Genomic DNA, 24,739 nt, shown 5'->3' on the forward strand with positions numbered 1-24,739 from the left:
CCAACTTAACATAAGTTGGCTTTTACACCTTCAATTTCTTTAATAAAATCAATAACCTTCTTTTCATACCCTTTAGGATCTATATTGAAGGCTTCTGCATGACCTGCATGTGGAACCAAGTACAACTTTTTGTTTTCTTTTTTCCTTTTAAACATGTCTAAAGTCATTTGTAAAGGAATGAAACGATCTTCTTTTCCATGTATAAATAAGATTGGCGTTTTGGTTTTTTCCAAACCTTTTATAGGAGAAACCTCAGGAAAGCTCCATCCGTGTCTGAGCTTAATGACGAAGCTCACCAAATCAATGATCGGATAAAAACGCAGTTTAAAATCAAGCTTCAGCCTGATCCGTAATAATGTCGAAAAGTCACTGAAGGCACAGTCTGCAATACAAAACTTCACTCGATGATCTCGTTTACTTGCCTCCAACGCAGAAGCCGCACCTAATGATTCACCTAACAAGCCGATAAAAACCTCTTCACCCATTTCAGCGCAAAAATAATCAATCCATGCTTTTAAATCATCTTTTTCATAATAGCCAAATGATGTGTATGTTCCTCCGCTTAATCCATGAAATCGATGATCACATAACAGAACATTGAAACCCCTTCTTTGAAACATATCGACATACTTAAAACTCCCAAATAATGACCACTTTATACCATGTGCGATGATCATTACTTTCCTGCTATTTTCCACAGGAAACAGCATCCCATGGAGTTTATAGCCATAATAAGATGGAATAAAAAGTTCTTCTTTTTTCTTTTCCTGGAACAAGCGATCATCTATTTCACCTTTTTGAATGCCAAGCTTATATGTTTTTTCATAAGGTACCTTTTTCGGTGAAAGAAGCAGCCGGCTTACGAGGTAAAGGCTGATTAAAAACATTAATAAGGAGCTTAGCACAATCCAGATAATCCAATTCACCATCAACTTCTCTTCCCTTCTAGGCTTTTTTATAGTTTATTTAAAAGGCTAGAAGGTGTGAAAACTAATTTGGGTGTTTTCCCATAATTACGTGTTATAAATCCAGATATACTTGAGAATTGATTCGTTCCATTTCGCCGCAGAAACTTGCTTTCCGCAGGGAGGAAGCTAAGCCTCCTCGGCGTAAACGCCTGCGGGGTCTCAGTTTTCTTCTCTTCCCGCAGGAGTCAAGTTTCTTCCGCTCCATTCCACTAAGTTTAAAGTACCTAAAGGCAACAATCTTACACATACATCATTACAAAAAAAACCTTCACGAAGGGTGGTACAATTTCATTCGCGAAGGATTTTTTATTATATTGTCCATTGATCATGAACGACTGCGACAAGCTTCCACTCACCTGTTGAGTCTTTTTCGAACACGAGGTTTAATGCTTTCCAGTCCATGTTTTCATTTTCCTCTGTCCCTTTTACGTAATACTCCACCACATGGGCATCCGGGAAGAAGTCTTGAATATTTTTAATTGTATTTCCTCTTGGCTTTGCTGGATTTAGCACAACTTCATCTGCTTCAGCGAAGTTAGCGTCATAAATAAATTCATTGAAATACTCTAAAGGTGTTAGCTCAATTGGTTCTCCACTTCCATCTCGTGTGCCCCATGTCTGCTTGTCCTTTGATTGAAAAGTGTTGACTATTTCGTCCTTTTTCATGGTAATGGCATCTTTTTCGATATGAGCGTAAGGAGAAAATACTACCCCCTTCTCTTGATGAACATAGTTTGTAAGTTCTTCGGCATTTTTTGCTTTTATGAGGGAGATTACCTTATCGGCTTTTTCTTGGACCAGTTGTTCTTCCGATTTTTCAGGAGTGTCTTGATTTTGATTGCTTTCTTGTTCCGGGTTTGTTTCTTCTGACTCTTCTGCTCGTTCAGGTTGCTCTTCGGTTGTTTGTTGGCAGCCTGATAGGAGAAGCAGGCCAATTAGAATAAAAGCGGAAATGGTTTTGTTCATGTTAGCCCTCCTCGTTTTGGTTGTATTGTCCATTTTGCACGTTCTTTGGGAAAATTATTAGTGGTTATTGAAAAATAGCTCTCAGTACCTAAAAATAATAGTCAATTTAAGTTACATACAAGGTCCGTTCCATTGCGCTCCAGACACTCCATTCGCCGGGGAGGAAGCTGAGCCTCCTCGCCTTCGGCTGCGGGGTCTCATCCTTTCCTCTACTTCCCGCAGGAGTCAAGTGTCTTCCGCTCCATTTCACTATTTTCATTTAAATAAGTATGAAAGAATGGAAATTCCCCAAAACACATTTAAAAATAGCTAACACAATACCTTATTTAAACCGGTCCAAAATCTTATTTTTATAAAATGATGAGGCTGGGGAGTTAAGTGGGTTTCTTTTTTTCATTAGTGTTTCTATTTTTAATTGTTTTTCCCATTTTTTCTGTTCTAAAACTTCAGATTCTTTTAAGTCATCACAGGCAAGAAGCAGGTCTTCGATGGAGCTGATGTCTTTTTTTTATTGGTCAACATCATCAAGCATACCTGAGTTTTTAAGTACTTTGTATGCTACTCGTAATTCTTGAGGGATATGTGACAGATCATCCAATTTCAAGGGTTTTCCTTGACCGGGGAGGTTGTCAAATTGGCCTTCTTGAATTGCCTTTTTTATCTTATCCTCCGCTATGATTGAAAACAGATCCATGGTCTCACTCCTTGTAATTATTATTTTTTTAAAATACTAAATCTTCGTTGTATTACGAGTCCCGAAAGAGTATGATGAACGATAGGATTAAAGAATTGAGGTTTAAAATGGTGAGAATTAAAGACTGGGATACTAACCTTAAAATACGTTTGTTTGGTGAAGCATTAATGAACATTACCTATTGGATGTTCTTCCCCTTTTTAACCATCTATTTTGCAGGTGAGTTCGGCAAAGAAAAAGCTGGTCTCTTTCTTATTATATCGCAAGTGTTCTCTGTTCTTGCAAACTTAATGGGAGGGTATTTTGCTGATCGTTTTGGGAGAAAAACAATGATGGTACTTGCAGCATTTGGTCAAGGCATTGCATTTATCCTTTTTGCTTTTTCAAATTCCCCTTGGCTTGAAATACCGATCTTAGGATTTATCTGTTTTGCTTTTGCAGGTGTTTTCGGTGCCTTTTATTGGCCTGCTTCACAGGCGATGGTCGCAGATGTTGTGGAGGAAAAGCATCGAAGCAGTGTTTTTGCTGTTTTCTATACATCTATTAATATAGCTGTTGTCATCGGACCGATTTTAGGTACTATTTTCTATGTTAATCATCCATTTGAGGTGTTAGTTGCAGCAGGGGTCGTCTGTATCTTCCTTTCTCTTTTACTTGCAAAACAAACAAGAGAAACAGCTCCCGCCTACAAAACAGATACGAATGAAGAAGCAGCTAAATGGTTCAGCCCCATCATTAAACAAGTTCGAGATTATCAAATTATCTTTCGTGATAAAGCATTTTTATTATATATTATAGCAGGAGTTCTTGTTGCACTTACCTTTATGCAATTGGACATGATTCTCCCTGTCTATATTACAGATACCATCCATCAACAAGAAATGCTTTCAGTTGGTAGTTGGTCACTTTCTCTAGATGGTGAGCAGGTATTCGGCATTATTTTATCTGAAAATGGTTTTCTTGTTGCTTTATTTACGATTTTTATCACAAAGTGGATGACGAAATACAAAGAAAGAAATGTATTTATACTCTCCTCCATTGTCTATGGTTTTTCCATGCTTGTTTTTGGATTTACACAGTCTATCTGGTTATTCATCATTGCCATGGCGATCTTTACGCTTGCAGAACTCATGACGGCCGGAATTCAGCAAACATTTGTGTCAAAACTTGCACCTGAGCATATGCGCGGCCAGTATTTCGCTGCGGCAAGCCTGCGGTATACAATCGGCCGAACAGTTGCACCGATCGCTATTCCAATGTCATTATGGTTTGGATATCAAACCACATTTATCATTCTTGCTTTGTTCGCATTTTTCAGTGGATTTTTATATTATGCGATGTTTAAGAGGGCAGAAACGAAAGTGATAGAAAAAGTTGAATTGAGCTAGTGAGATAGAAAATGAGTAACATTGAAATATTTTTCTTTCCCCTTTCCCTCTATAGCGCTTTTTTTACTAAATTAGTAAAATTCAACCCCTTTTCATAGCTTTTTATGGATGTTACAATGACACCACAAAACTTAACATAGCTTCTATTCCGATGACGGAGTAGGGGCTATTTTCGTCCCGTCTGTTTGGGATGATAAGTTTTTTCTAAAAAAAGCTGAAAGGGTGATTTCAATGCATCGCGGTAGCAAAGGATGGTATGTGAACGAACTGAAGAAAATGGGTGTTCGCCGTCATGAAGAGAGAAAACTCGAAAGCTATAAAAAACATTTTCTAGCTAATCTACTTGAAAAACATTCTAAGTAATAAGAAAAGCGCAAGGCGCCCGCCTATCGGCGACAAGCATAAGACGCTTAAGAATAGAAGACGTTCTTTGTCTTGAATTCCTGAGCGGCTTATGACCCCGAGGGGCTAGGCGCTGGAGCTGGATGAGGTCACCCATCCGCAGTACTTACTAAATGAGCATTTTCCAAATGAATGAAGGATGACTCACACAGATGGAGTCATCCTTTTTTAATATGGGCGTTGTTGGTAAAAATAATTTGGCTTTACCACCTTATTTTCATACCTTTGATGAAAAATATCAGTAGTCGCTGGGGAAACTGGCGGGATTAACCACGTCCAATCACCAGTAAGCTTTCTACAGCTTGTACGCTCATTTTGTTCAAACAGCTTGAATTGTTGTGCAGCTGTATGATGGTCAACAATACTTACTCCCGCTGTTTTAAATGAGTGCAAAACCGCTACATTTAATTCTACTAATGCCCTGTCTTTCCATAGCGTTGCATGTGTTTTCGTTTCTAAGTTCATGATGGAAGCGACCTTAGGTAACAGATTATAACGAAATGAATCTGCGAGATTTCTTGCCCCTATCTCTGTTTCCATATACCATCCATTAAAAGGAGCAGCCGAATAGACAATTCCTCCAAGTTCCAGCATCATATCGGATATGATTGGAACTCCGTACCATTTGATCTGCAAGTCCTTAAACTCTTCTCTTTCCGGATGAGTAATCGGTACTTCTAGAATATCTTCATGTTCTAAAGAATACCACTTTGGATTACGATCATCACATTGAATAACCAATGGCAATAGGTCAAAATTGGTGCCTTCCCCTCTCCACCCAAGCTTTTCACATTCTCTTGTAAATTCAATAGAGGCTGGATCTCCGATTATTCCATGTTCTCTTTCATACCCTGCATAACGAATAAGCTGATGGTTCCAAATCCGTAAACGGTCCGTGTTTCCACGTGAAGGCTTAAAAATTGTGATTGTCGGTCTAATCTTCCCTGAGTTTGTAGCAAATGAGATATGCTGCTGTAATGCTTTGAACACCTCTTCTTCTTTTTTTGCTTTTCGTTCATCAAAAACGGTTAAGGAGTTCCAAAATAATCTTCCAATACATTTATTGCTATTTCGCCAAGCCATTTTAGCACCATGCTCCAACTCTTCAAATGTATGCTCATAATAGCCGGTTTCAGCAATTTGCACCTTTACATCTTGTATTCTCATTTCTAACTCTGCATCTGACTTTTCAAGCTCATGATAAGCAATTTTTAGGAAATCAATCGCCTCTTGTTCTAGTTGTTTTGTGTTTGTAACCACTTGGCCACCTCTTATAATCTTTCTTCATTTTGGTCGAATGCATCAAACTTTTCCTTTACGCTCTCGTCCAATTTTAATACTCATTGTTTATATTTAAGATCCCAAAGCTCCTTTAACACAGGCATCTCTTCCATTTCTTCATTAGAAACATGGTCCCATTCAATTCCATTGGGTTTTTCGTAAGATGTATTTGTTTTTGTCATTCCTTTTTCTGTCGCAATCCAATCAACTGTTAAATCATATGTATCTCTTGGGATGTCTTCATGAACTAACTGTGTGCTATGAATGGACGTAATAATTGGAACCGGGGGATTTCCAAGCTCACGTACAATAGCATACTCCCTGTCTGCATAGCCCTCTCCTTTACCAAGTCGTCGTCCATCGGGGTGGATTGCAACTGAGCCTACGACCATTAAATCAATAGGAGGAATTTCGGTTAATGGTATTTCTTTTCCGTACGATTTTATATGGCTTAAGCTGGCAGCTTTTCTTTCCTCTCCAGTTGGAACCCACTCCGGTTTTACCATAATAAAGCCTGCTTTGAGACGTGGAGTTGGGACCAGTAGTACTTTCCCATCTATAAGGATTTGTTTTCTTAATGGAAGTTGTGGAGCATCCGGATTTACTTTTACAACCTTTGCTTCTTTATATACAGACATTGAAGCAATATGTGCTGCGGCTTTTTCTGCTCCTTTAAAATTTGGAATTCGGTTTACTAATGGAAAAGGAAAGCGTCCATTCTTTTCGTCTGTGAGCTTCTTCCACACCTTATGTCTTATTTCATCTTTTGTCGTCATTTCAATAACTCCTTTTTTATGTTAACACTAGTATCATACCTTATAAAAAAGGCCTAAAACAATTTCACATAATTGCTTTAGGCCTTACTAATAATTATTAACTTTGCTCAATTTCTTCAACAAGAAGTGATAATTCTTCCCATCTTTCCATTGTTTCTTCTAGTTTATTTTCAACCTGCTCTTGTTCCTTATATAGCTCAGTTACTTTCCCGATGTCACTTCCTGCAGCGGCGATTTCCTGCTCAAGCTGTGTTTTCCGCTCTTCGAGTTCAGCAATTTTATCTTCAATTTGCTCCCATTCCTGTTGTTCCTTGTAGGATAGGCGTTTTTTCTTATCTTTTTTATACACAGCCTTTTCTGGTGAGGGAGCCTCTTTTTCCTTCATCATTTCCTGTAGCTTTTTCTCTTCCATGTATTCCGAATAGCTTCCTTGGAACCTTGAGATATGACCATTATTTTCAAATGCAATTAAATGGTCCACAACTCTGTCTAGAAAATAGCGATCATGTGATACAGTTAACACTACCCCTGGAAACTGATCTAAATAATCCTCTAAAACACTTAATGTTTGTGTGTCCAAATCATTTGTGGGCTCATCCAGGAAGAGAACATTTGGTTCTTCCATTAAAACCTTTAGTAGATACAGTCTTCTTCTTTCACCGCCGGAAAGCTTGCGAATGTACGTCCACTGAGCAGCTCTCGAAAATAAAAACCGTTCAAGCATTTGTTCCGCCGTGATGACTTGATTGTCAATCGTGTAAACAACCTCTGCCGTTTCTTTAATGTATTCAACAACTCGAAGATCTTCGTCCATTTCTTCCTGTTCTTGTGTATAGAAACCGATCTTCACAGTTGTTCCTACTTCAAGCGTTCCCTCGTCCGGTTGAATTCGTCCTGCCATAATGTTTAACAGAGTTGATTTTCCTGTACCATTAGGACCTATGATTCCGAGTCTTTCACCAGGGTTTACTAAATAACTAAAGTCTTTAATTAACTGCCTGCCGTCATATGCTTTTGATATCCCTTCAAGCTCAAGCACCTTTTTTCCTAATCGCGTTGAACCTATTGCAAAGTCTAAATCCTGCTTTGCTTGTGGTCCTTTTTGTTCCTGTAGATCTTCAACCCTGCCAATACGCGCCTTTTGCTTTGTTGTTCTAGCTTTTGCCCCTCTTCTAAGCCAAGCTAATTCTCTTCTTAATAGGTTTTGTCTTTTTTCTTCTGCGTGTTCGGCATTCAGTTCTCGTTCTGCCTTTTTTTCTAAAAATACTTCATAATTACCTGAGTATGTGTAAAGCTGTCCCTGATCCAACTCAAAGATTTGATTTGTTACTCGATTTAAAAAGTATCTGTCATGAGTTATGAGCACAATTGAGCCTCTATACTGTGCTAAAAAACCTTCCAGCCATTCAATTGTTTCATTATCAAGGTGGTTTGTTGGTTCATCTAAAATCAAAATGTCTGCCGGCTGGATGAGGGCTTTCGCAATCGCTACCCGCTTCTTCTGTCCACCTGACAAATGAGTAACAGGTTTTTGGAAATCTGTAATTCCAAGTTTCGTCAGAACTGTTTTTGCGACAGTATTTGCCTCCCAGGCATCTTGTTGATCCATTTTTTGCTGCATATTCATTAACTGCTTTAACTTTGATTCATTTTCCGGATCCTTCTCCAACTCACTTAAAGCCAGTTCGTACTCCCTCATAACCTGCATGATTGGTGCATCTCCGAAATATATTTGATCTAAGATCGACAAGCCCTCTGTTAGCTCAGGCTCCTGTGGCAGATACTCAATACGTATTGAATTAGAGTGAGTCATTTCCCCTGAGTCAGCTGATTCAATTCCGGCTATTACCTTCAATAATGTCGATTTCCCCGTACCATTCACACCAATTAATCCGATTCTTTGTTTCTCTGCAATCGTAAAGGAAATATGATCAAATAAAACCTTCTCACCATATGTTTTATATAAATTTTCTACCTGTAATATACTCATCTTATCCAATCCTTCACAGTTTTTATCTCTGTATAGAATAACAGGTAGTTTGTAATTAGAAAAGCACAAGCAACTGTTAGCAATGTGTCGCAATAGACATATCAAGGGTTTCTTCTTCATGTCAAAATTAGCAGAAATTTTTTAGAAAATATTTCTTAATTTACGATTGCATTCACCTCAACGAACATATACTATATTAACTGTACTAACATTATTAATACAGTTAACACAAAGGGAGCTGCAAATGTTCCAGCTTGATGTGAGAAGCAGAAAGCCTATATACGAACAGTTAGTCGATAAGATTAAAGAGCTTATTATTCACCGCATCTTAAGACCTGATGAGCAATTACCCTCGGTAAGGGCGCTATCCAGTCAATTGACCGTTAACCCGAATACCATTCAAAGAGCTTACCGGGAGCTTGAAAACCAAGGATATTTATATTCCATTAAAGGGAAAGGAAACTTTGTTGCGGCAATTGAACAAATGACAAATGAACAAAACCTGTTGGATCTCAAAAAAGATATCCAAAAGCTTATTGCAGAAGCCATATACCTTGGGCTAACAAAAGAGGATCTATATGTCTTGTTTGATGAAGCACATCAACAAACAAAAGGAGGAAAGAAGAAATGATTAGAGTGCAATCCATAAGCAAAAAATACAACAAGCACTTAGCTGTAGATGATCTAACACTCCAAGTGAAAAAAGGCTCCATTTACGGCTTACTCGGATCAAACGGTGCGGGTAAAACCTCACTATTAAAAATGATTGCAGGCATTAATCGACCTGATAAAGGTACGATTGAGATTAATGATTTACCTGCTTATGAAAATTTAGCTGTAAAAGAAAAGGTTGTCTTTATTCCTGATGTTATTTACTTCTTTCCTCAAGCTACTGTTGCTCAGATGGCTTCTCAATATGAAGAATATTATCCAGGTTGGAGTAAAGAACGCTTTGAGCAACTGAGTTCCGCCTTTAATATTGAATTAAATCGGAAAGTTCACCGATTGTCCAAAGGAATGAAACGACAGGTCGCTTTTTGGCTGGCATTATCTGCAATGCCTGATGTTCTTATCCTTGATGAGCCTATTGACGGTTTGGATCCGGTTATGAGACAGAAAGTAAAGAACTTACTGTTCCAAGATGTAGCTGAGAGAGGGCTGACGGTCATTATTTCATCACATAACTTACGGGAAATTGAAGATTTATGTGATCATGTTGGAATCATGCATAATGGCAAAATCATCATCGAAAAGGAAATTGATGATATAAAATCGGATACTCACAAAATTCAATTAGCCTTAGCTGATCCAACCCATGAAGAGCACATATTAAATCAATTAACCATTTTACATCATGAGAAACGTGGAAGTGTTTCTCTCTTAATCGTTCGGGGCAGTGAAGAGCAGATCAACAAAATTATTCACTCATCCACTGTTCTCATCTATGATTTATTACCGTTAACATTAGAAGAAATTTTCATTTATGAAATGGAGGATGTAGGCTATGAAATCGAAAAAATCCTTCTTTAAACCTGCAGTGATTAAACAAGATTTTAGACAGCATGGCTGGGTTAGCATCGTCTACTTTCTCGGTTTACTATTCGCTGTTCCTTTAGGAATTCTACAGCTCGCTTCACAAGAGTACATTTTATTTACAGATTACGATAATTACCTGAAGGTCAATACTGAAATCCAGGTGTTATTATATTTTTCAATCCCTGTTGCAGCTGCTTTACTACTTTTCCGATATATCCAAAGCGAATCATCAGTAGATATGATGCACAGTCTGCCCATACGGAGAGAAACCTTATATGTTAGCCATATTATCAGTGGTCTACTATTATTAATTGTTCCGATCTTGATAACTGCCATCATTACATTTTTCGTCGCAAATTCTATTGAAGGTTTTGATGGGATTTTAACCTTTTCGGATTTATTAACGTGGACAGGTTTAACTATTCTTTTAACATGCATGATGTTTGCTTTTCCTGTAGCCGTCGGCTTAATAACAGGTATGACAACAGCACAAGCAATTCTAACATATGTATTCTTATTTTTGCCGATTGGCTTGGTTTCATTAGTTTCATATAATCTATCTTATTTACTGTTTGGCTTCACACCTATTTTCATTGAAGATAAGTTAATGTATTTGTCTCCTTTTATACGTTTTATTGAAAACTGGGGAGAAAGTGAACCATACTCAATGATCGAATTGATCATCTATTCAGGGATAACCATTTTGTCATTTGTATTGGGGTTAATCTTCTATCGTTATAGACAACTTGAACGAGCAACCGAAGTTCTTGCTTTCTCATTTTTGAGGCCAATCTTTAAGTATGGTGTTACCTTTTGCGCTATGATTCTGGGAGGAACCTATTTTTCAGTTTCAGGGTCCTTAAATTGGAATTGGATCATATTTGGTTATATTATCGGTGCTTTAATTGGATACACGGCTTCAGAAATGATACTGCAAAAAACTTGGCGTATCTTTCACCTTCGTTTCTTAACAGGTTTTGCTGTTTATAGTATCGTGTTTGTCACCATTCTTTTTAGTATTAAAACAGATGTATTCAATTATGAAACAAAACTTCCTAGAATGGATCAAATAGAAGAGGTTTACTTTGGTGAATCATACTATTTACAAGAATTAGAGGACAGTGATATAAATATAGATCCTTATTCTGACTCAAAACTTTATATCCAGGATATAAGAAACTTGCACGAGGAAATTATTCAACAAAGAGATTTTATTGAAAAGCAAAAAGATAATATTCATTTACACCAACTTTCAGCGGTTTTTGTGTACAGGTTGAATAATGGGAAAGAGCTGAAACGCGAGTATCAAATCCCGGTTAACACATTGCAGGATGAACTTAAACCAATATTGGAAGCAAGCGACTATAAAATGAATTTACCTGAATACCTACAACTCCAAAGAGATGATGTTATCAATATTCAGGTTGTTCCTTACGGCCCTAGCAATCAGCACAACCCTGTTATGATTACTGATGAAAAAGAAATTATGGAATTCAAAAAAGCAATAGAAAAAGACTTTCTATCACAGTCTGCAGATGATGTTGTAAGCACAGCTACCCCATGGGCTTATATCGAAATGGGATATAAACCAACAAACTTTGATACAAATTATATGCTTGACGGATATATGGTAGATTGGAAGAAATCTTATACTCATGTTACAAAATGGTTAGAGGAGCATGATTATCTAGAAAAAGCTCGAGTGGATGAAGATGATATTACGAAGGCAGAAGTGACATACGTACCTCATAATTCACAAGAGGATGTCTTTATGACAGAAGAGATATATGAAAGTGGCGAAAAACATGCAACAATTTCAGATAAAGAAACACTTTCTACAATCATCTATCATTTCTCTGAGTACTCCGAAGAAAACATGTACTATGTTAAGCTTACGTTAACTGATGGAAATGTATGGTACGGATCTATTCCCACTCAACATTTACCAGAAGAGATAAAGAGTCAGGTTCAGTAGTTGTTAAGGACAGTTCCCACATTATATTGGGGCTGTCCTCTTTGTTTTTTCCTTATTTCTTATTAACTTGTTTACCGCTTTTTTTCTGACTTTGGTGCTTGCTGTTCCCAACTTGTACGTCAGAACCAAATTCCACATCATTTTTTGCTTTTTGCTTTGCTAATTGCTGACTTGTTTGCTCAGCATTCTGCTTTCCTTGCTTGGACATGTTATCCCCTCCTTACGTCTTTTTATATTGTGCATTTTTAGGAAATTTACACAATAAAAGCGCAAGCGCCTTGATCAGCCCTCGGGCAAATAAGACACAAATGAATAGAAGAGTCCTTTGTCTTCAATTCATTTGTGGCTAGACCCTAGAGGCAGTCAACAACGCGACGTCCTGTGCTTCGTGGCTGGGCGCTGGAGCCGGATGCCGAGACTTATCCACAGTTCAAAAGAATTTTATAGTGTCATAAGCAACAAAAAATGGGTTAGCCACTATTGGCTAACCCATTTTTTTATGAAGCTTGATCTTGATCACTTTTATATTCTGTTTCCCAATAGTCTGCATTTTTTATTCCTAATGCTTTTGGATCAAAGACAGGGTCTTTCCCTTCCTTCTTTTGTCGCTCGTAATCTTTTAGTGCAAGTAAAGCAGGTTTAGCCAAAATTAAGATTGCGATAACATTCAGCCATACCATCAGTCCTAATCCGACATCTCCCAGAGCCCATGCAAGGCCTGCCGTTTTCACAGCACCATAGAAAGTTGCAGCTAATAAGATAAACTTAAGAATTAACATTGGAATTTTGTTATTTTTCCCGCGAAGTAAATAGGCAATATTTGTTTCAGCAATATAGTAATACGCCATAATTGTTGTAAATGCAAAGAAAAATAATGCAATCGCTACAAATCCAGCCCCAAACCCAGGGATAACACTATCAATTGCAGCTTGTGTAAATCCAGGACCTGCTTCAACACCTTCTAATTTGTTCACAATAAAGGAACCGTCCGGTGCCTGAGTATTATATAAACCTGTGAAAAGGATCATAAATGCTGTTGCTGAACAAACAAATAACGTATCAATATAAACAGAGAAAGCTTGAACTAAACCTTGCTTGGCAGGGTGTGAAACCTCCGCTGCTGCTGCCATATGCGGACCAGTACCTTGACCGGCTTCGTTTGAGTAAATACCCCGCTTTACTCCCCAAGAAATGGCCATACCGATTAAACCACCAAAGGCTGAATCCAATGCAAATGCACTGCGGAAAATAAGAGAAATAACTCCAGGTAATTCTGTAATATTCATTAAAATAATAACGAGTGATAAAGCTATATACCCTAAAGCCATGAACGGCACAATAAGCTGTGCAGTTGTAGCAATTCGTTTAACTCCTCCGAAAATAATAAATGCTAATAATAAAATAACAACTAAGCCAGTTGCTGCTTTTGGAATCCCAAATGCATTTTCCATTCCAACTGCAATGGAATTAGATTGAACTCCGGGCATTAAAACCGCCATGGCAATGAGTGCTGCAAATGCAAAAAGAACAGCAAACCATTTCCATCCAATTCCTTTTTCAATAAAATAGGCTGGACCACCTCGATATTGCCCGTCTTGTTTAACCTTATAAATCTGAGCAAGAGTAGACTCAATGAACGCACTGGAAGCACCTATAAAAGCAATTGCCCACATCCAAAATACTGCCCCGGGTCCCCCAAAAGCAATTGCAGTTGCTACCCCTGCGATATTACCTGTTCCTACACGTCCAGAAAGTGCCAACGCTAATGCTTGGAAAGAAGAAACTCCAGCTTCAGAGCTCTTACCTTTAAACATAAGAATGACCATTTCCTTAATATGCCTTACTTGCAGGAAACGAGTTAAGATTGAAAACAATAGACCAACACCAAGTAAAATATAAATAACAGGTGTACTCCATAAAATGCCGTTTAATGCCGTAACAAATTCCTCCAAATGCATTACCCCCTTTTTGAAAATACAGAATTTTCTTTCTAAGGAGATTATAATCAATGTGCCCATATAACACAATATAAATGTAAGAGGATCTCACAATTTAATTTTATTTTAATAAAATAAATTGCCTGTTCTAAAAATATAATAAAAATTTAATTTTCCGAAGAAAACTTTATTTGAATAATCAGTCCTGACAACTGTTGTACATGGGTTTTTTAACGCGGTGAAGTTGTTCATTGCCCAAATTAGATCAACCTTTAATTGATAACCTTTACTTTATTGCTATTATGAAAATAATAGATTGTGCAATCAACCGTCAACTCTATTATTTTTTTGGACTTATTCTACTTTTCCCGATAAGCAAAAAGACCCTGGAAGGTTAAGTTCCTTCCAGGGTCAATGTATTAAATGACTATGCTTTCTCTTAGTTGCCCTGTTTTTTGTTTGCTACTTCAAGTGCACGATTTGTTTCTTCAGCTGCTTGATCCAGAGCTTCTTGAGGATCCATTCCCTGATATAAACTCTCCATGGCTGTTACTACTTTTTGCCTTGATTCCGGGAACACAGATATTAAGGCACCTTGTGTTGCTGTATTTGTTTTTGTATCACGTAATTGATCAACTGTTACTTTTAACTGCGGGTATTTTTCCCATTCTTGTGTAACAACATCTTGATCATAAGCAGCAGGGTTAATGGCAAAATACCCTGTTTTTACATGCCATTCTGCTTGTACCTCAGGAGTTGTTAAGTATTTCATAAACTCCCATGCAGCTTTTTGCTTCTCTTCAGCAATTCCACTTGACATCCATACGGAAGCACCACCGATGATAACGCCATTCCTTTCTGAATCATCCGGAATTGGAAGATATGAAACACCTACCTCAAAGTCTGCATTATCAACAATTGTTTTTACACCTGCAGAAGAATCTAAGTACATGGCCATTTTACCTGATTGAAATGCAGCACGCATATCATCCCAGTTTTGACCAACATTATAATATGTACCTTCCTTATGCATGTCTGATATCAGCTGAAAAACATTCAAACCTAAATCATCGTTAAATGTTGCTTTTGTTGCATTACCAGCCCGGCCATTTTCATTATCTACATAATGACCACCCTGTTCTGCCAACAACTCCTCAAAGAACCATCCATAGTTTAAAATGGAGAATCCATATTGACTTGTTTCTCCACCTTCAGCTTTTGTTAGTTTTTTTGCAGCATCCTTTAATTCACCATAAGTCATTGGTGCCTTTTCAGGATCAAGACCGGCTGCTTCAAATGCGTCTTTATTATAAATTAAAACAGGTGTTGAAGAGTTAAATGGCATTGAATACTGTTCTCCATCAACTGTATAGTAATTTGAAATATTTTTTTCCCATTGTGATGTATCATAATTCTCTTCATCAATGAACTTCTGAACAGGTTGGATATGTCCGCTATCAATCATGTACTTTGTCCCAACTTCAAAAACCTGCATGATCGTTGGTGCATCTTCCGTACCGGCAACTGTATTAAATTTCGTTAATGCCTCTTCATACGTTCCTTGGAAAATTGGCTTTACTTCGATAGTATCTTGAGACTCATTAAAGTCAGCCGCAATATCATTTAACACCGTCTCCAGTTCACCGCTCATTGCATGCCAGAACACAACTTCCTGCTTTCCAGATGTTTCTTCTGCTCCTGCACCACTTGTACTTTCACCTTCAGTTTGGGAACCGCTTGTAGATGAATTTGAGCTGGAACAAGCACTTAATAGCATTAAAAATAAAGCAGATAAGACAATAAGTATTTTCTTTTGCATGATTCATTCCTCCTCAATTTAAGTTAAGCTCTTTCTACTTAATTGCACCTTGAGTCAATCCATTTTGAAGACGTTTTTGTCCAATAAATAAAAGAATGAGAGTTGGGAGTATAACGACTACAACTGCTGCCATAACCACCCCCCATTCAGTTGAAATTTCTTGTGATTGGAGCTGTTTAAGACCAATTTGTACCGTCCGGACACTTTCATTATTTGTAACAAGCAGCGGCCATAAATACATATTCCATGTTGTTAAAAAACTGTAAATTCCTAATGTTATTAAGCTTGTCTTGGATACAGGCAGTACAACATTCCAAAAAAAGCGAAAACGACTTATCCCTGCCACTTGGGAAGCTTCAAATAATTCCTTAGGAATCGTTTTGAACTGTTGCCTTAGTAAGAACGTGCCGAATGCTAACGCAAAGAATGGAATCGTCAAACTTGAATAAGAATTAAGCCATCCAAGCTTTTGCACCGTAATAAAATTCGGGACCATTGTTGCTTCCCAAGGGATCATCATCGTCGAGATAAAAACAAAGAAAATAAAATCTCTCCCTTTAAAGGTCATAAATACAAATGCATATGCTGCAAGACTTGATACAAGTAACTGCCCTATCATAACAACGGCTGAAACATAAAAACTATTCCATAGATACCGAAAAAGAGGAACCTTTTCAAAAGCTGATTGATAATTAGCAAATGTGAAAGAATCGGGAATAAAATTTCCTCTTAATATCTCTCCCCCTGCATAAAACTGATCATAAATGCGTAAAAAATCGGAAACATCATAAATATGACTGAAATGATTAGCAGACTATATAAAATAATTTTTCTAGTAATACTCACTGATAATGCACCTTCCGTTCCCCAAGCTTAAATTGAAGAATCGTAATAAATAAAATACAAAAAAATAGTATCGTTGCCTGAGCACTTGCCGAACCGACATTGTAGTTTACGAAGGCATCCTTATAAATTGAATAGACGATGACATTTGTTGATTCAATCGGACCGCCTTTTGTTAAAATATCAATTTGGCCGAAAGTTTGAAATGAATTGATTAATGAAACGGTCACTATAAAAAACAAAGTCGGTGATAGCAAAGGAACTGTTATTTTTCTAAGCTTGTACCAATAACTCACTCCTGCAATGTCGGCATTTTCATAGAGATTCTCGTCTATATTTTGCAAGCCGCCTAATAAGATAAGAAACGAAAATCCGGTATTCATCCAGATGGTTGAAACGGCAACAGAAAGTAAGGCAAACTTCGGATCAAGCAACCATTGCACTTCTGAACCACCCACCGCAACAACCAGCTTATTAAAGATTCCAATCGCAGGGTTGTACATAAACATCCAAATAACAGATGAAGCCGCTACACTCATGCCCATAGTCGAAGAAAACATCGTTCTGAAGAATCCTATCCCTCTAACTTTCTCATTTGCGATAATAGCAAGAAATAGAGCTAGAATGACACCTAGTGGAACTGTATACAAAACAAATAATATGGTTGCTGTCATACTTTTTTGAAAACTTGCAGACTGAAAAAGATATGTGAAGTTTTCAAAGCCGACAAAGGAAACTGGTACACCTTGGCCATCTGTTAGAAAAAAGCTTAAATATAATGTTCGAATCATTGGATAAAAAAGAAATAACCCAAATAGGATGATTGAAGGCGCTAAATAGAGTAATCCCATTAATAGATTGGATCCTTCTCTTTTTCTATAGATTGCCTTCTCCTTTTTCACCTCGATTGTTGATGGTGAGAGATTTGGCAGGCTACTCAAAAGATCGCCTCCTTAAGAGAAAATTGATCATCACGATTAGACTGGTGCCAAATGCATTCACCTGTCTCCTGCTTAAATAAATATAGATCAGCGCAATCAATATATAATGGCAGCTTTTCACCTATTGAAATATTCCATTGCCCACTCCACTTCGCGATCCACTGCTTGTTTCCAACGATAAACGTAATTAAAGTCTCCGTTCCCAGTACTTCCACATTTACTGCTTCCGCAAAAAAGCTAACTTTCCCACCTTTTGCAAGCTTAATATGTTCTGAGCGGATTCCAGCTATGATCCTCTCCTCAATAGGAATTGAACGAGCCATTTCTTCACTGATAGAAAGAGATCGTTGTTCATCAAGAACAATTTCACGGTCTCTGAAACTTACTTGTGATAGATTCATAGGCGGTGCCCCGATGAATGAGGCAACAAACGTATTAGAAGGAAAATTGTAAATATCTATGGGACGACCAATTTGTTGAACTTGTCCATGATGTAAGATCATCATTCTGTCAGCCATTGTCATTGCCTCTGTTTGATCATGAGTCACATAGATCATAGTAATTCCAAGTTTTTTTGAATTTGTCTAATTTCCGATCTCATCTTTGAACGCAGCTTTGCATCTAGATTTGAGAGAGGCTCGTCCATTAAACAAATCGGAGCATGTGTAACAATGGATCTTGCTAACGCTACCCTTTGCCTCTGCCCACCTGATAGCTGTCGGGGCTTACGTTTTAGCAACTCTGAAAGACCAAGCATTTCAGCTGTTTCGTTACACCGTTTCTTTTGCTCTGTTTTTGTAATTTTCTTTGTATGTAATCCAAACAAGATATTTTGTTCTACTGTTAAATGGGGATAAAGGGCATAATTTTGAAAGACCATTGATAGATTTCTTTTGCTTGGCGGACTATGATTGGAATAAGCATCTCCAATATACAGGTCCCCACCCGAAATTTCTTCAAGACCTGCTATCATCCTCAGCATTGTGCTTTTACCACATCCCGATGGTCCAACTAAAACGAAAAACTCTCCTGGTTTGATCGTGACATCAATTCCCTTTAACACTTGAGACTTCCCGTCATAAGATTTGGACACATTTCTTAGCTCAACTTGCTTCATAGACTTAACCTCCTAATAACATGAATACCCGACAACCTCGTGTAAGAAAGACTGGTAGGCATAATAAAAAACCATAAAAAAACACAGGGTTTACGTAGTCGTAATTCACCTATTTCTTTTTATGGCTTCTCCTCTCCATTGTTGCGGCTATCGACATGTCCTTCACAGCATTATCTTACCAACGGAATATAAAGGTAGAATAAAGATTCTGTATATTTTTGTTAATCTAATATAAATTCTTTGTAAACATACAGAAAAGAAGACTATATTTATCTATAATCTTCTCAGTTAACTGAATAATGTTGAGTCTGTAATTCGTAATAAAACTTTTGTTTCTCTATTAATTCATCATGTGTTCCTTTTTCAATTATTTCTCCATCTTTTAAGACAATAATTTGATCAGCATGCTGGATCGTAATTAATCGATGTGCAATGACAAACGTTGTTCTTCCCTTCATTAATCTCGAGAGAGCTTCTTGAATACGTAATTCCGTTATTGTATCAATGCTGCTCGTTGCTTCATCTAACAGCAGAATCACCGGATTTGCTAGCATTGCCCTGGCAATGGCTAGTAACTGCTTTTGTCCATGACTAATTCCATTTCCATCATGTTGAATTTGGGTATGATATCCATCTGGTAGCTTCTGAATAAATGAATCTGCGTTTGCCAGTTTTGCAGCTTCGATAATTTCTTCATCTGTGGCATCTAATCGCCCGTAACGGATATTATCCATAACTGTTCCCTGAAATAAAAACGTATCCTGTAAAACAAATGCCATCTGCTTTCGTAAGGTACTTCTTCCAATCCTGTCAATATTAACTCCGTCAATTAATATGCTTCCCTCATCTGGATCGTAAAAGCGTGTAAGAAGATTAATTAACGTTGTTTTTCCAGCTCCAGTAGGACCAACAAAGGCAATTACTTCACCAGGTGAAGCATGAAAAGAAACAGAATGGATCGTTTGTTGATCTTCTCCTTCTTCATATGCAAACGATACGTTTTCAAAAGTGACCTCACCTTGAATATCTAAGTATTCCCCATTTGATTGATCATCCTTTTCTATCTCCTCTTCAAGAATATCAAAGACCCGTTCTGCTCCTGCAATAGCAGATAACAATGTATTAAATTGATTGGCAAGATCGTTTAACGGGCGGGTAAATTGTCGTGCATACTCTGCAAAGATGACAATTACCCCAATTGTAATCAGACCGTTTAAAGCAAACAAACCACCAATACCGGCAATAACGGCAAAACTTAAGTTGTTCAACATATTCATTACTTTTGGAATAAAACCTGAAATCGTTTGAGCCCAGAAGCCTGAATTCCTTAATTGCTCACCTTTAACAATAAATTCTTTTATGACCCGCTCTTCCTGTGAATAGGCCTTAACCATTTTTTGGCCTGATATCACTTCTTCTATATACCCGTTAAGTTCCCCTAAATTCTGTTGCTGATATTTAAATAACCGCCCTGTTCTTTTCGTAATCCATTTCATTCCCAAAACCATTAAAGGAATGATTAATAAGGTAATAGCCGTAAGCATCGGACTTAGCAACAGCATGACTGTCACTGTGCCTATGAGAGTTAAAAGACTGGAGAACACTTGAATGACCGAGCTGTTCAATGTTGAACTAACATTTTCAATATCATTTGTGACCCTGCTCATTAATTCACCATGTTGTTTCTTGTCAAAAAAAGAAATCGGTAATCGATGAAGATGTTGAACTAAATCTGATCTCATTTCATTCACAGTATATTGGGAAATTCCGATCATCCAGAAATTTTGTAAAAATAAAGAAAGTGAATGAAAGACAAAAACAAGTACCATCCCTACAAGTAAAACCCCTAGCCCGTCGCTCTTCTGTGACACAATATAATCGTCAATGGTTTTTCCGATTAAATAAGGCCCTAATAATGCTAATGCAGAGCTAATCAAAACCATTATCAACACTAAAAGAAACTGCCCCTTCTTTTTAGATAAATACCTCCAGAGTTTTAAAATTGTATGAAGACCTTCTTTTAGTCCCACTCTTTGCTTTCGCTTGCTGTTTTGAACACTTGTATTCACATCGATCCTTTTATATTTAAACGGACTAGTTAGCTGTTTTAACATTTGCCATCTCTCCTTTCATTTGTGATTGAGAGATTTTTTGATAGAGTGGTGAGTTTTTCAATAAATCCAGATGAGTTCCTTCAGCAACTAACCTTCCCTCATCTAATAACAGAATTTTATCGGCCAGTTTTGCTGTGCTGATTTTTTGAGTGATCAGCATTGTCGTACAGGAGTAGCTTTCAAGGGCATCCAATAGTTTCTTTTCCGTTTTCACATCAAGTGCACTTGTACTATCATCCAATAGAAGTATTTTTGGTTTTCGTACTAATGCTCTCGCTACAGACAAACGCTGCTTTTGTCCTCCAGAGAGATTCACTCCCTTTTGTCCAATTTTTGTTTTATACTTTTTCGGAAGCTTTTCAATCGTTTCATGTATTTGGGCTGCTTTAGCTGCGCTAATTATTTGTTCATCTGTCGCATGACTGTTTCCCCAAGCGATATTATTCTCTATTTCTCCAGAAAAAAGCACTGCTTCCTGTGGAACTAGACCAATTTGATTACGTAAAAACTCCATATTCAAGGTGTTTATTGGTTGATCATCTATATAGATCATGCCTGAATTCACTTCATAAAGTCTTGGAATAAGCTGAAAAAGAGTAGATTTCCCTGAACCTGTCCCTCCCATCACAGCAATTGTTTCCCCAGCATTCGCTGTAAAGGAAATTTCTTTAAGCACAGTTTCCTCTGTTCCCGGATAAGAAAACGACACATCATCAAAGAACACTTTTCCATCCGAAATCCCAGATACCTCTCCCTCATGATTTACATCTTCCTTTACATCAAGTACTTCCAAAATTCTTGAAGCAGATGCACGTGACCTGGACAAAAACATAATAATAAAAGAAAACATTGATAAAGCAGATGTAACTCTTAGTCCATAATTGACAATGGCAACAACTTCACCTACCTGAACATTTCCTCCTGTAACTTGAGCTTGACCTATCCATAAAATCAACAAGATACCCAAATTCATGATCAGTAACAATATAGGCATAGAGGTTTCAATCATTCGTAATGCTTTCACAGTATTATCTTTTAGTGACGAGGATGCTTCTTTAAAACGATCCACTTCATGTTCTCTGCGAACATAAGCTTTAATCAGTCTCATTCCGATTAAATTTTCACGTAATACATCATTTACTTGATCTAATTTTGATTGGACATAATGGAACATCTTGCTCCCTTTCCTCATAATCCAAACGAGTATACCTATGACCAATGGAATCACTATGGCAAAAATCAACGCAATTTGTGTATTCACAATAAAGGACATGATAACAGAGCCAATAATAAGGAGCGGTGCTCGTAACATAATTCGCAGACCCATAAATAAGGTATTTTGAAGTTGGGTAATATCATTTGTCATTCGTGTAACAAGTGAGGCTGCAGGGAATTTACTTAATTTTTCAAAGGTGAAGGATTGCACTTTTACAAAAAGCTGTTTTCTTAAGTCAAATCCAAAGCCTTGGCTTACATGTGCGGCATAAAAAGAGTTAATCATACCTGAAGCGAAAGCAAGCAGTGATATTCCAACCATAATTGCTCCCCAAACCATGACAACGTCCATATCTTCTTTTAAAATTCCATCATCAATAATTTTAGCCATTAATAATGGATGCAAAAGCTCCACAGTTAGTTCGACAAGCATTAATGCTAATGCAATCATTACGGATATTCGATATGGTTGTAAAATTGATCGTAATTTTATCATACTGTATCTATCCTCCAGACTCTTAAATACTACTCTATATGGAAATGGAAAGGGCTTTCATTTTTCTAAAAAGCTATGTAATTTATAAATTATAAAAATAAACAGTATTTAGTATAAGATTTAGTGTAAAAGTTGTTCGTTCCATTGCGCTCCAGACACTCGCTTTCTTCAAAAAATATATAGTGAAAAATGAATATAAAAATAGTTTATCAATTATTACATCACTTGCCGAGTAGAATGTACTATTGATTTTATGTATTAACTCGCTTTAATATCAAAAAACTTAATAGTGACAACGTATATCGACCATACTAAAAATTAGAATAAAACTTCAACGAGGTATCCAATGAATCCTTCTATGCAAGATATTATGAAAGCTCAAGAAAAAGTTTCTACTTTACGCTGGTATTATTGGCGTGATGAAGTTGTTTTTACACCTCAATGGTGGTTTATGCTCATATTTCTTATCTTTCTTTTTTTGTCTGGATCCGACTTCTTGATCAAAGCAGAATATTCCCAATTTTATTATATGGGCTACTTACGTTTAACATAGCTACAGTTCTTGATACATTCGGTGGAGAGCTGCAACTTTGGGAATACCCAAAAATGGTGTTACCTTGGGGTCCAAGAGTTATATGCATTGATTTAATGATCTCTCTCTTCTTCATGATGTTGTATCAATTTTTTATAAAATGGAAGGCGTTTATTTTTGCTTCTATTTTCTTATCCGGTATATTCGCATTTGCTTTTGAACCGATTGCCATGTATTTAGGAATTTACAGACCATTAATTTGGTCAAATCTTTATTCATTTCCTATTTATATTTTGTTAGCTATTTTCATCAGAGTGATTGTCGAGAAAATCTGTAAACTAAGGGCAGAAAACTGACTCACTTATATTTCTCAAAATGAAGTACATATTTCACTTGAATTTTTTCCAAGTGATGACAATAATATGAATATTAGATCTATTTCGTGCATCGAAACAATTTTACATAAGGGAGATAAAATTCATGGCAACCGCATCACTTCAAAAAAACCTGCTTCCCTCCAACAAGAATCAGGAACAATGTATAACATTTTGTTTATTATCGGTTTGTGTCATCTTTTAAATGACAGCATTCAGTCAGTTATTCCCGCAATGTTTCCCATTTTAGAACAATCGATGGGTCTCTCGTTTACACAACTTGGACTTATAGCTTTTGCATTGAACATGGTTTCTTCAGTTATGCAGCCTGTTGTCGGCTTATACACGGATAAAAAGCCGATGCCTTACGCCTTACCAATCGGATTAACGAGCAGCATGTTAGGTGTACTTGGTTTAGCATTCGCTCCATCATTTTTAACAATCCTTTTATCGGTTATTTTTATTGGGTTAGGATCGGCCATTTTCCATCCTGAAGGTTCACGTGTTGCTTATATGGCTGCCGGAAACCGGAGAGGTTTAGCCCAATCGATTTATCAGGTTGGAGGTAATAGCGGTCAAGCGCTTGCTCCATTAATAACAGCTTTAATACTCGTTCCTCTCGGGCAATTTGGAGCCATTTGGTTCACAGTTGTTGCTGCCTTGGCAGTTGGGTTTTTATTTTATATTGCAAACTGGTATTCTCGTAAACTAAAAGAGAGCAAAGCTACTAAAAAAATAAAAGTTAAAAATACCAATACAAAAGCTTTATCAAAGTCTATACGTAACGCAGTCATTATTATTATCTTTTTGATTTTTGCTCGTTCATGGTATGTGAGTGCCATCTCAGGCTTTTATGCTTTTTTTGCGATTGATAAATATGAGCTCACGATTGCCAGTTCTCAGATTTATATTTTTACTTTTTTACTAATGGGAGCTGTTGGAACGTTTCTTGGCGGGCCGTTAGCTGATCGTTTTGGAAAACGTACAGTTATCCTGATTTCTTTGCTAGCAACAGCGCCTCTATCATTATTGCTGCCATTTGTAGGTTCAACTCTATCTATAATTATTCTTGCACTAATAGGGGTTATCTTGATGTCCAGCTTTTCTGTTACCGTTGTCTATGCACAAGAGCTTGTTCCTGGTAAAATCGGATTAATGTCAGGGTTAACAGTTGGGTTGGCATTTGGCATGGGAGCAATCGGTTCAGTTGCCCTGGGTGCCTTAATCGATTGGATCGGCTTAACAACAACCATGATCGGTGTGGCTTTACTACCATTACTTGGTTTATTAGCATTTTTATTACCAACTGATCGCAAATTAACTGAATGGCAACAGACAAACTAACTGAAAAAAATCAAAGGACAAATTCCATAAA

Annotated in this window: 20 protein-coding genes and 2 pseudogenes; 8 read left to right on the plus strand and 14 right to left on the minus strand. The window is 37.2% G+C overall.

Annotated features, from left to right (window positions below; translation table 11 throughout):
• Nucleotides 1-5: 5 nt before the first annotated feature.
• The 3 genes from AC0L8O_RS20290 to AC0L8O_RS20300 form a co-directional block, all read right to left on the minus strand.
• The gene (locus AC0L8O_RS20290) at nt 6-929 is read right to left on the minus strand and encodes an alpha/beta hydrolase (protein ID WP_473444898.1); all 924 of its coding nucleotides are present in this window, start codon (nt 927-929) and stop codon (nt 6-8) included.
• A 348-nt stretch (nt 930-1,277) separates the two neighbouring features.
• Entirely contained in the window at nt 1,278-1,934 is a 657-nt protein-coding gene (locus tag AC0L8O_RS20295; RefSeq protein ID WP_473444900.1) for a hypothetical protein, read from the minus strand.
• A gap of 508 nt (nt 1,935-2,442) precedes the next feature.
• A complete protein-coding gene (locus AC0L8O_RS20300; RefSeq protein WP_473444902.1) occupies nt 2,443-2,628 on the minus strand; it encodes a DnaJ family domain-containing protein in 186 nt (61 codons plus the stop codon).
• A 110-nt stretch (nt 2,629-2,738) separates the two neighbouring features.
• Between AC0L8O_RS20300 and AC0L8O_RS20305 the strand changes: the two genes are divergently transcribed.
• A complete protein-coding gene (locus AC0L8O_RS20305) occupies nt 2,739-4,016 on the plus strand; it encodes an MDR family MFS transporter (protein WP_473449055.1) in 1,278 nt (425 codons plus the stop codon).
• A 231-nt stretch (nt 4,017-4,247) separates the two neighbouring features.
• Complete coding sequence (locus AC0L8O_RS20310; protein WP_084043079.1) at nt 4,248-4,379, plus strand: YflJ family protein; 132 nt, start codon at nt 4,248-4,250, stop codon at nt 4,377-4,379.
• 207 nt (nt 4,380-4,586) lie between these two features.
• Here AC0L8O_RS20310 and AC0L8O_RS20315 read toward each other — a convergent pair whose 3' ends face one another.
• The 3 genes from AC0L8O_RS20315 to AC0L8O_RS20325 form a co-directional block, all read right to left on the minus strand.
• A complete protein-coding gene (locus AC0L8O_RS20315) occupies nt 4,587-5,678 on the minus strand; it encodes a nitric oxide synthase oxygenase (protein WP_473444904.1) in 1,092 nt (363 codons plus the stop codon).
• Nucleotides 5,679-5,758: 80 nt separating this feature from the next.
• Entirely contained in the window at nt 5,759-6,475 is a 717-nt protein-coding gene (locus tag AC0L8O_RS20320) for a 5-formyltetrahydrofolate cyclo-ligase (RefSeq protein ID WP_473444906.1), read from the minus strand.
• A gap of 97 nt (nt 6,476-6,572) precedes the next feature.
• On the minus strand, nt 6,573-8,465 hold the full coding sequence (locus AC0L8O_RS20325; protein WP_473444908.1) for an ABC-F family ATP-binding cassette domain-containing protein: 1,893 nt from the start codon (nt 8,463-8,465) through the stop codon (nt 6,573-6,575).
• Between the two features lie 244 nt (nt 8,466-8,709).
• Between AC0L8O_RS20325 and AC0L8O_RS20330 the strand changes: the two genes are divergently transcribed.
• The 3 genes from AC0L8O_RS20330 to AC0L8O_RS20340 are packed head-to-tail and all read left to right on the plus strand — an operon-like array spanning nt 8,710 to nt 11,976.
• The gene (locus AC0L8O_RS20330) at nt 8,710-9,096 is read left to right on the plus strand and encodes a GntR family transcriptional regulator (RefSeq protein ID WP_026561940.1); all 387 of its coding nucleotides are present in this window, start codon (nt 8,710-8,712) and stop codon (nt 9,094-9,096) included.
• Entirely contained in the window at nt 9,093-9,995 is a 903-nt protein-coding gene (locus tag AC0L8O_RS20335) for an ABC transporter ATP-binding protein (protein ID WP_026561941.1), read from the plus strand. Before AC0L8O_RS20330 ends, AC0L8O_RS20335 begins: the two co-directional genes overlap by 4 nt.
• Nucleotides 9,970-11,976, plus strand: coding sequence for an ABC transporter permease subunit (locus tag AC0L8O_RS20340; protein WP_473444911.1), 2,007 nt, complete (start codon nt 9,970-9,972; stop codon nt 11,974-11,976). Before AC0L8O_RS20335 ends, AC0L8O_RS20340 begins: the two co-directional genes overlap by 26 nt.
• Nucleotides 11,977-12,028: 52 nt before the next feature.
• Here the strand turns inward: AC0L8O_RS20340 and AC0L8O_RS20345 are convergent, their stop codons facing one another.
• The 8 genes and pseudogenes from AC0L8O_RS20345 to AC0L8O_RS20380 form a co-directional block, all read right to left on the minus strand.
• Nucleotides 12,029-12,184, minus strand: a complete 156-nt coding sequence (locus AC0L8O_RS20345; protein WP_198025761.1) for a hypothetical protein — start codon at nt 12,182-12,184, stop codon at nt 12,029-12,031.
• A gap of 289 nt (nt 12,185-12,473) precedes the next feature.
• Complete coding sequence (locus tag AC0L8O_RS20350) at nt 12,474-13,928, minus strand: alanine/glycine:cation symporter family protein (protein WP_473444913.1); 1,455 nt, start codon at nt 13,926-13,928, stop codon at nt 12,474-12,476.
• A gap of 424 nt (nt 13,929-14,352) precedes the next feature.
• The gene (locus AC0L8O_RS20355) at nt 14,353-15,732 is read right to left on the minus strand and encodes an ABC transporter substrate-binding protein (RefSeq protein ID WP_473444915.1); all 1,380 of its coding nucleotides are present in this window, start codon (nt 15,730-15,732) and stop codon (nt 14,353-14,355) included.
• Nucleotides 15,733-15,766: 34 nt separating this feature from the next.
• Nucleotides 15,767-16,578, minus strand: a pseudogene (locus AC0L8O_RS20360) (carbohydrate ABC transporter permease).
• Nucleotides 16,575-17,426 carry a carbohydrate ABC transporter permease gene (locus tag AC0L8O_RS20365; RefSeq protein WP_473449058.1) on the minus strand — a complete coding sequence of 284 codons (852 nt, stop codon included), beginning with the start codon at nt 17,424-17,426 and terminating at the stop codon, nt 16,575-16,577. The pseudogene AC0L8O_RS20360 and the gene AC0L8O_RS20365 overlap by 4 nt, the downstream one beginning before the upstream one ends.
• A gap of 86 nt (nt 17,427-17,512) precedes the next feature.
• A pseudogene (locus AC0L8O_RS20370) lies at nt 17,513-18,633 on the minus strand (ABC transporter ATP-binding protein).
• A gap of 284 nt (nt 18,634-18,917) precedes the next feature.
• On the minus strand, nt 18,918-20,747 hold the full coding sequence (locus AC0L8O_RS20375) for an ABC transporter ATP-binding protein (RefSeq protein ID WP_473444917.1): 1,830 nt from the start codon (nt 20,745-20,747) through the stop codon (nt 18,918-18,920).
• On the minus strand, nt 20,728-22,458 hold the full coding sequence (locus AC0L8O_RS20380) for an ABC transporter ATP-binding protein (protein ID WP_473444919.1): 1,731 nt from the start codon (nt 22,456-22,458) through the stop codon (nt 20,728-20,730). Before AC0L8O_RS20380 ends, AC0L8O_RS20375 begins: the two co-directional genes overlap by 20 nt.
• 346 nt (nt 22,459-22,804) lie before the next feature.
• On the opposite strand from AC0L8O_RS20380, the gene AC0L8O_RS20385 reads away from it, so the two are divergent.
• From AC0L8O_RS20385 to AC0L8O_RS20395, 3 genes are all read left to right on the plus strand, one after another.
• A complete protein-coding gene (locus tag AC0L8O_RS20385; RefSeq protein ID WP_473449154.1) occupies nt 22,805-23,011 on the plus strand; it encodes a hypothetical protein in 207 nt (68 codons plus the stop codon).
• Complete coding sequence (locus AC0L8O_RS20390; protein ID WP_473449060.1) at nt 23,008-23,346, plus strand: CBO0543 family protein; 339 nt, start codon at nt 23,008-23,010, stop codon at nt 23,344-23,346. The genes AC0L8O_RS20385 and AC0L8O_RS20390 overlap by 4 nt, the downstream gene beginning before the upstream one ends.
• Nucleotides 23,347-23,526: 180 nt before the next feature.
• Nucleotides 23,527-24,708, plus strand: a complete 1,182-nt coding sequence (locus AC0L8O_RS20395; RefSeq protein WP_473449062.1) for an MFS transporter — start codon at nt 23,527-23,529, stop codon at nt 24,706-24,708.
• Nucleotides 24,709-24,739 lie beyond the last annotated feature (31 nt).

The sequence above is a fragment of the Metabacillus sp. KJ11-3 genome (assembly GCF_055808295.1).

Excerpts from the sequence above, each read along its gene's own strand:
- AC0L8O_RS20290 (WP_473444898.1), bottom strand. The coding sequence starts at position 929 with ATGGTGAATTGGATTATCTGGATTGTGCTAAGCTCCTTATTAATGTTT.
- AC0L8O_RS20295 (WP_473444900.1), bottom strand. The coding sequence starts at position 1,934 with ATGAACAAAACCATTTCCGCTTTTATTCTAATTGGCCTGCTTCTCCTA.
- AC0L8O_RS20300 (WP_473444902.1), bottom strand. The coding sequence starts at position 2,628 with ATGGATCTGTTTTCAATCATAGCGGAGGATAAGATAAAAAAGGCAATT.
- AC0L8O_RS20310 (WP_084043079.1), top strand. The coding sequence starts at position 4,248 with ATGCATCGCGGTAGCAAAGGATGGTATGTGAACGAACTGAAGAAAATG.
- AC0L8O_RS20320 (WP_473444906.1), bottom strand. The coding sequence starts at position 6,475 with ATGACGACAAAAGATGAAATAAGACATAAGGTGTGGAAGAAGCTCACA.
- AC0L8O_RS20325 (WP_473444908.1), bottom strand. The coding sequence starts at position 8,465 with ATGAGTATATTACAGGTAGAAAATTTATATAAAACATATGGTGAGAAG.
- AC0L8O_RS20330 (WP_026561940.1), top strand. The coding sequence starts at position 8,710 with ATGTTCCAGCTTGATGTGAGAAGCAGAAAGCCTATATACGAACAGTTA.
- AC0L8O_RS20335 (WP_026561941.1), top strand. The coding sequence starts at position 9,093 with ATGATTAGAGTGCAATCCATAAGCAAAAAATACAACAAGCACTTAGCT.
- AC0L8O_RS20340 (WP_473444911.1), top strand. The coding sequence starts at position 9,970 with ATGAAATCGAAAAAATCCTTCTTTAAACCTGCAGTGATTAAACAAGAT.
- AC0L8O_RS20345 (WP_198025761.1), bottom strand. The coding sequence starts at position 12,184 with ATGTCCAAGCAAGGAAAGCAGAATGCTGAGCAAACAAGTCAGCAATTA.
- AC0L8O_RS20355 (WP_473444915.1), bottom strand. The coding sequence starts at position 15,732 with ATGCAAAAGAAAATACTTATTGTCTTATCTGCTTTATTTTTAATGCTA.
- AC0L8O_RS20365 (WP_473449058.1), bottom strand. The coding sequence starts at position 17,426 with ATGGGATTACTCTATTTAGCGCCTTCAATCATCCTATTTGGGTTATTT.
- AC0L8O_RS20375 (WP_473444917.1), bottom strand. The coding sequence starts at position 20,747 with ATGTTAAAACAGCTAACTAGTCCGTTTAAATATAAAAGGATCGATGTG.
- AC0L8O_RS20380 (WP_473444919.1), bottom strand. The coding sequence starts at position 22,458 with ATGATAAAATTACGATCAATTTTACAACCATATCGAATATCCGTAATG.
- AC0L8O_RS20385 (WP_473449154.1), top strand. The coding sequence starts at position 22,805 with ATGAATCCTTCTATGCAAGATATTATGAAAGCTCAAGAAAAAGTTTCT.
- AC0L8O_RS20395 (WP_473449062.1), top strand. The coding sequence starts at position 23,527 with ATGTATAACATTTTGTTTATTATCGGTTTGTGTCATCTTTTAAATGAC.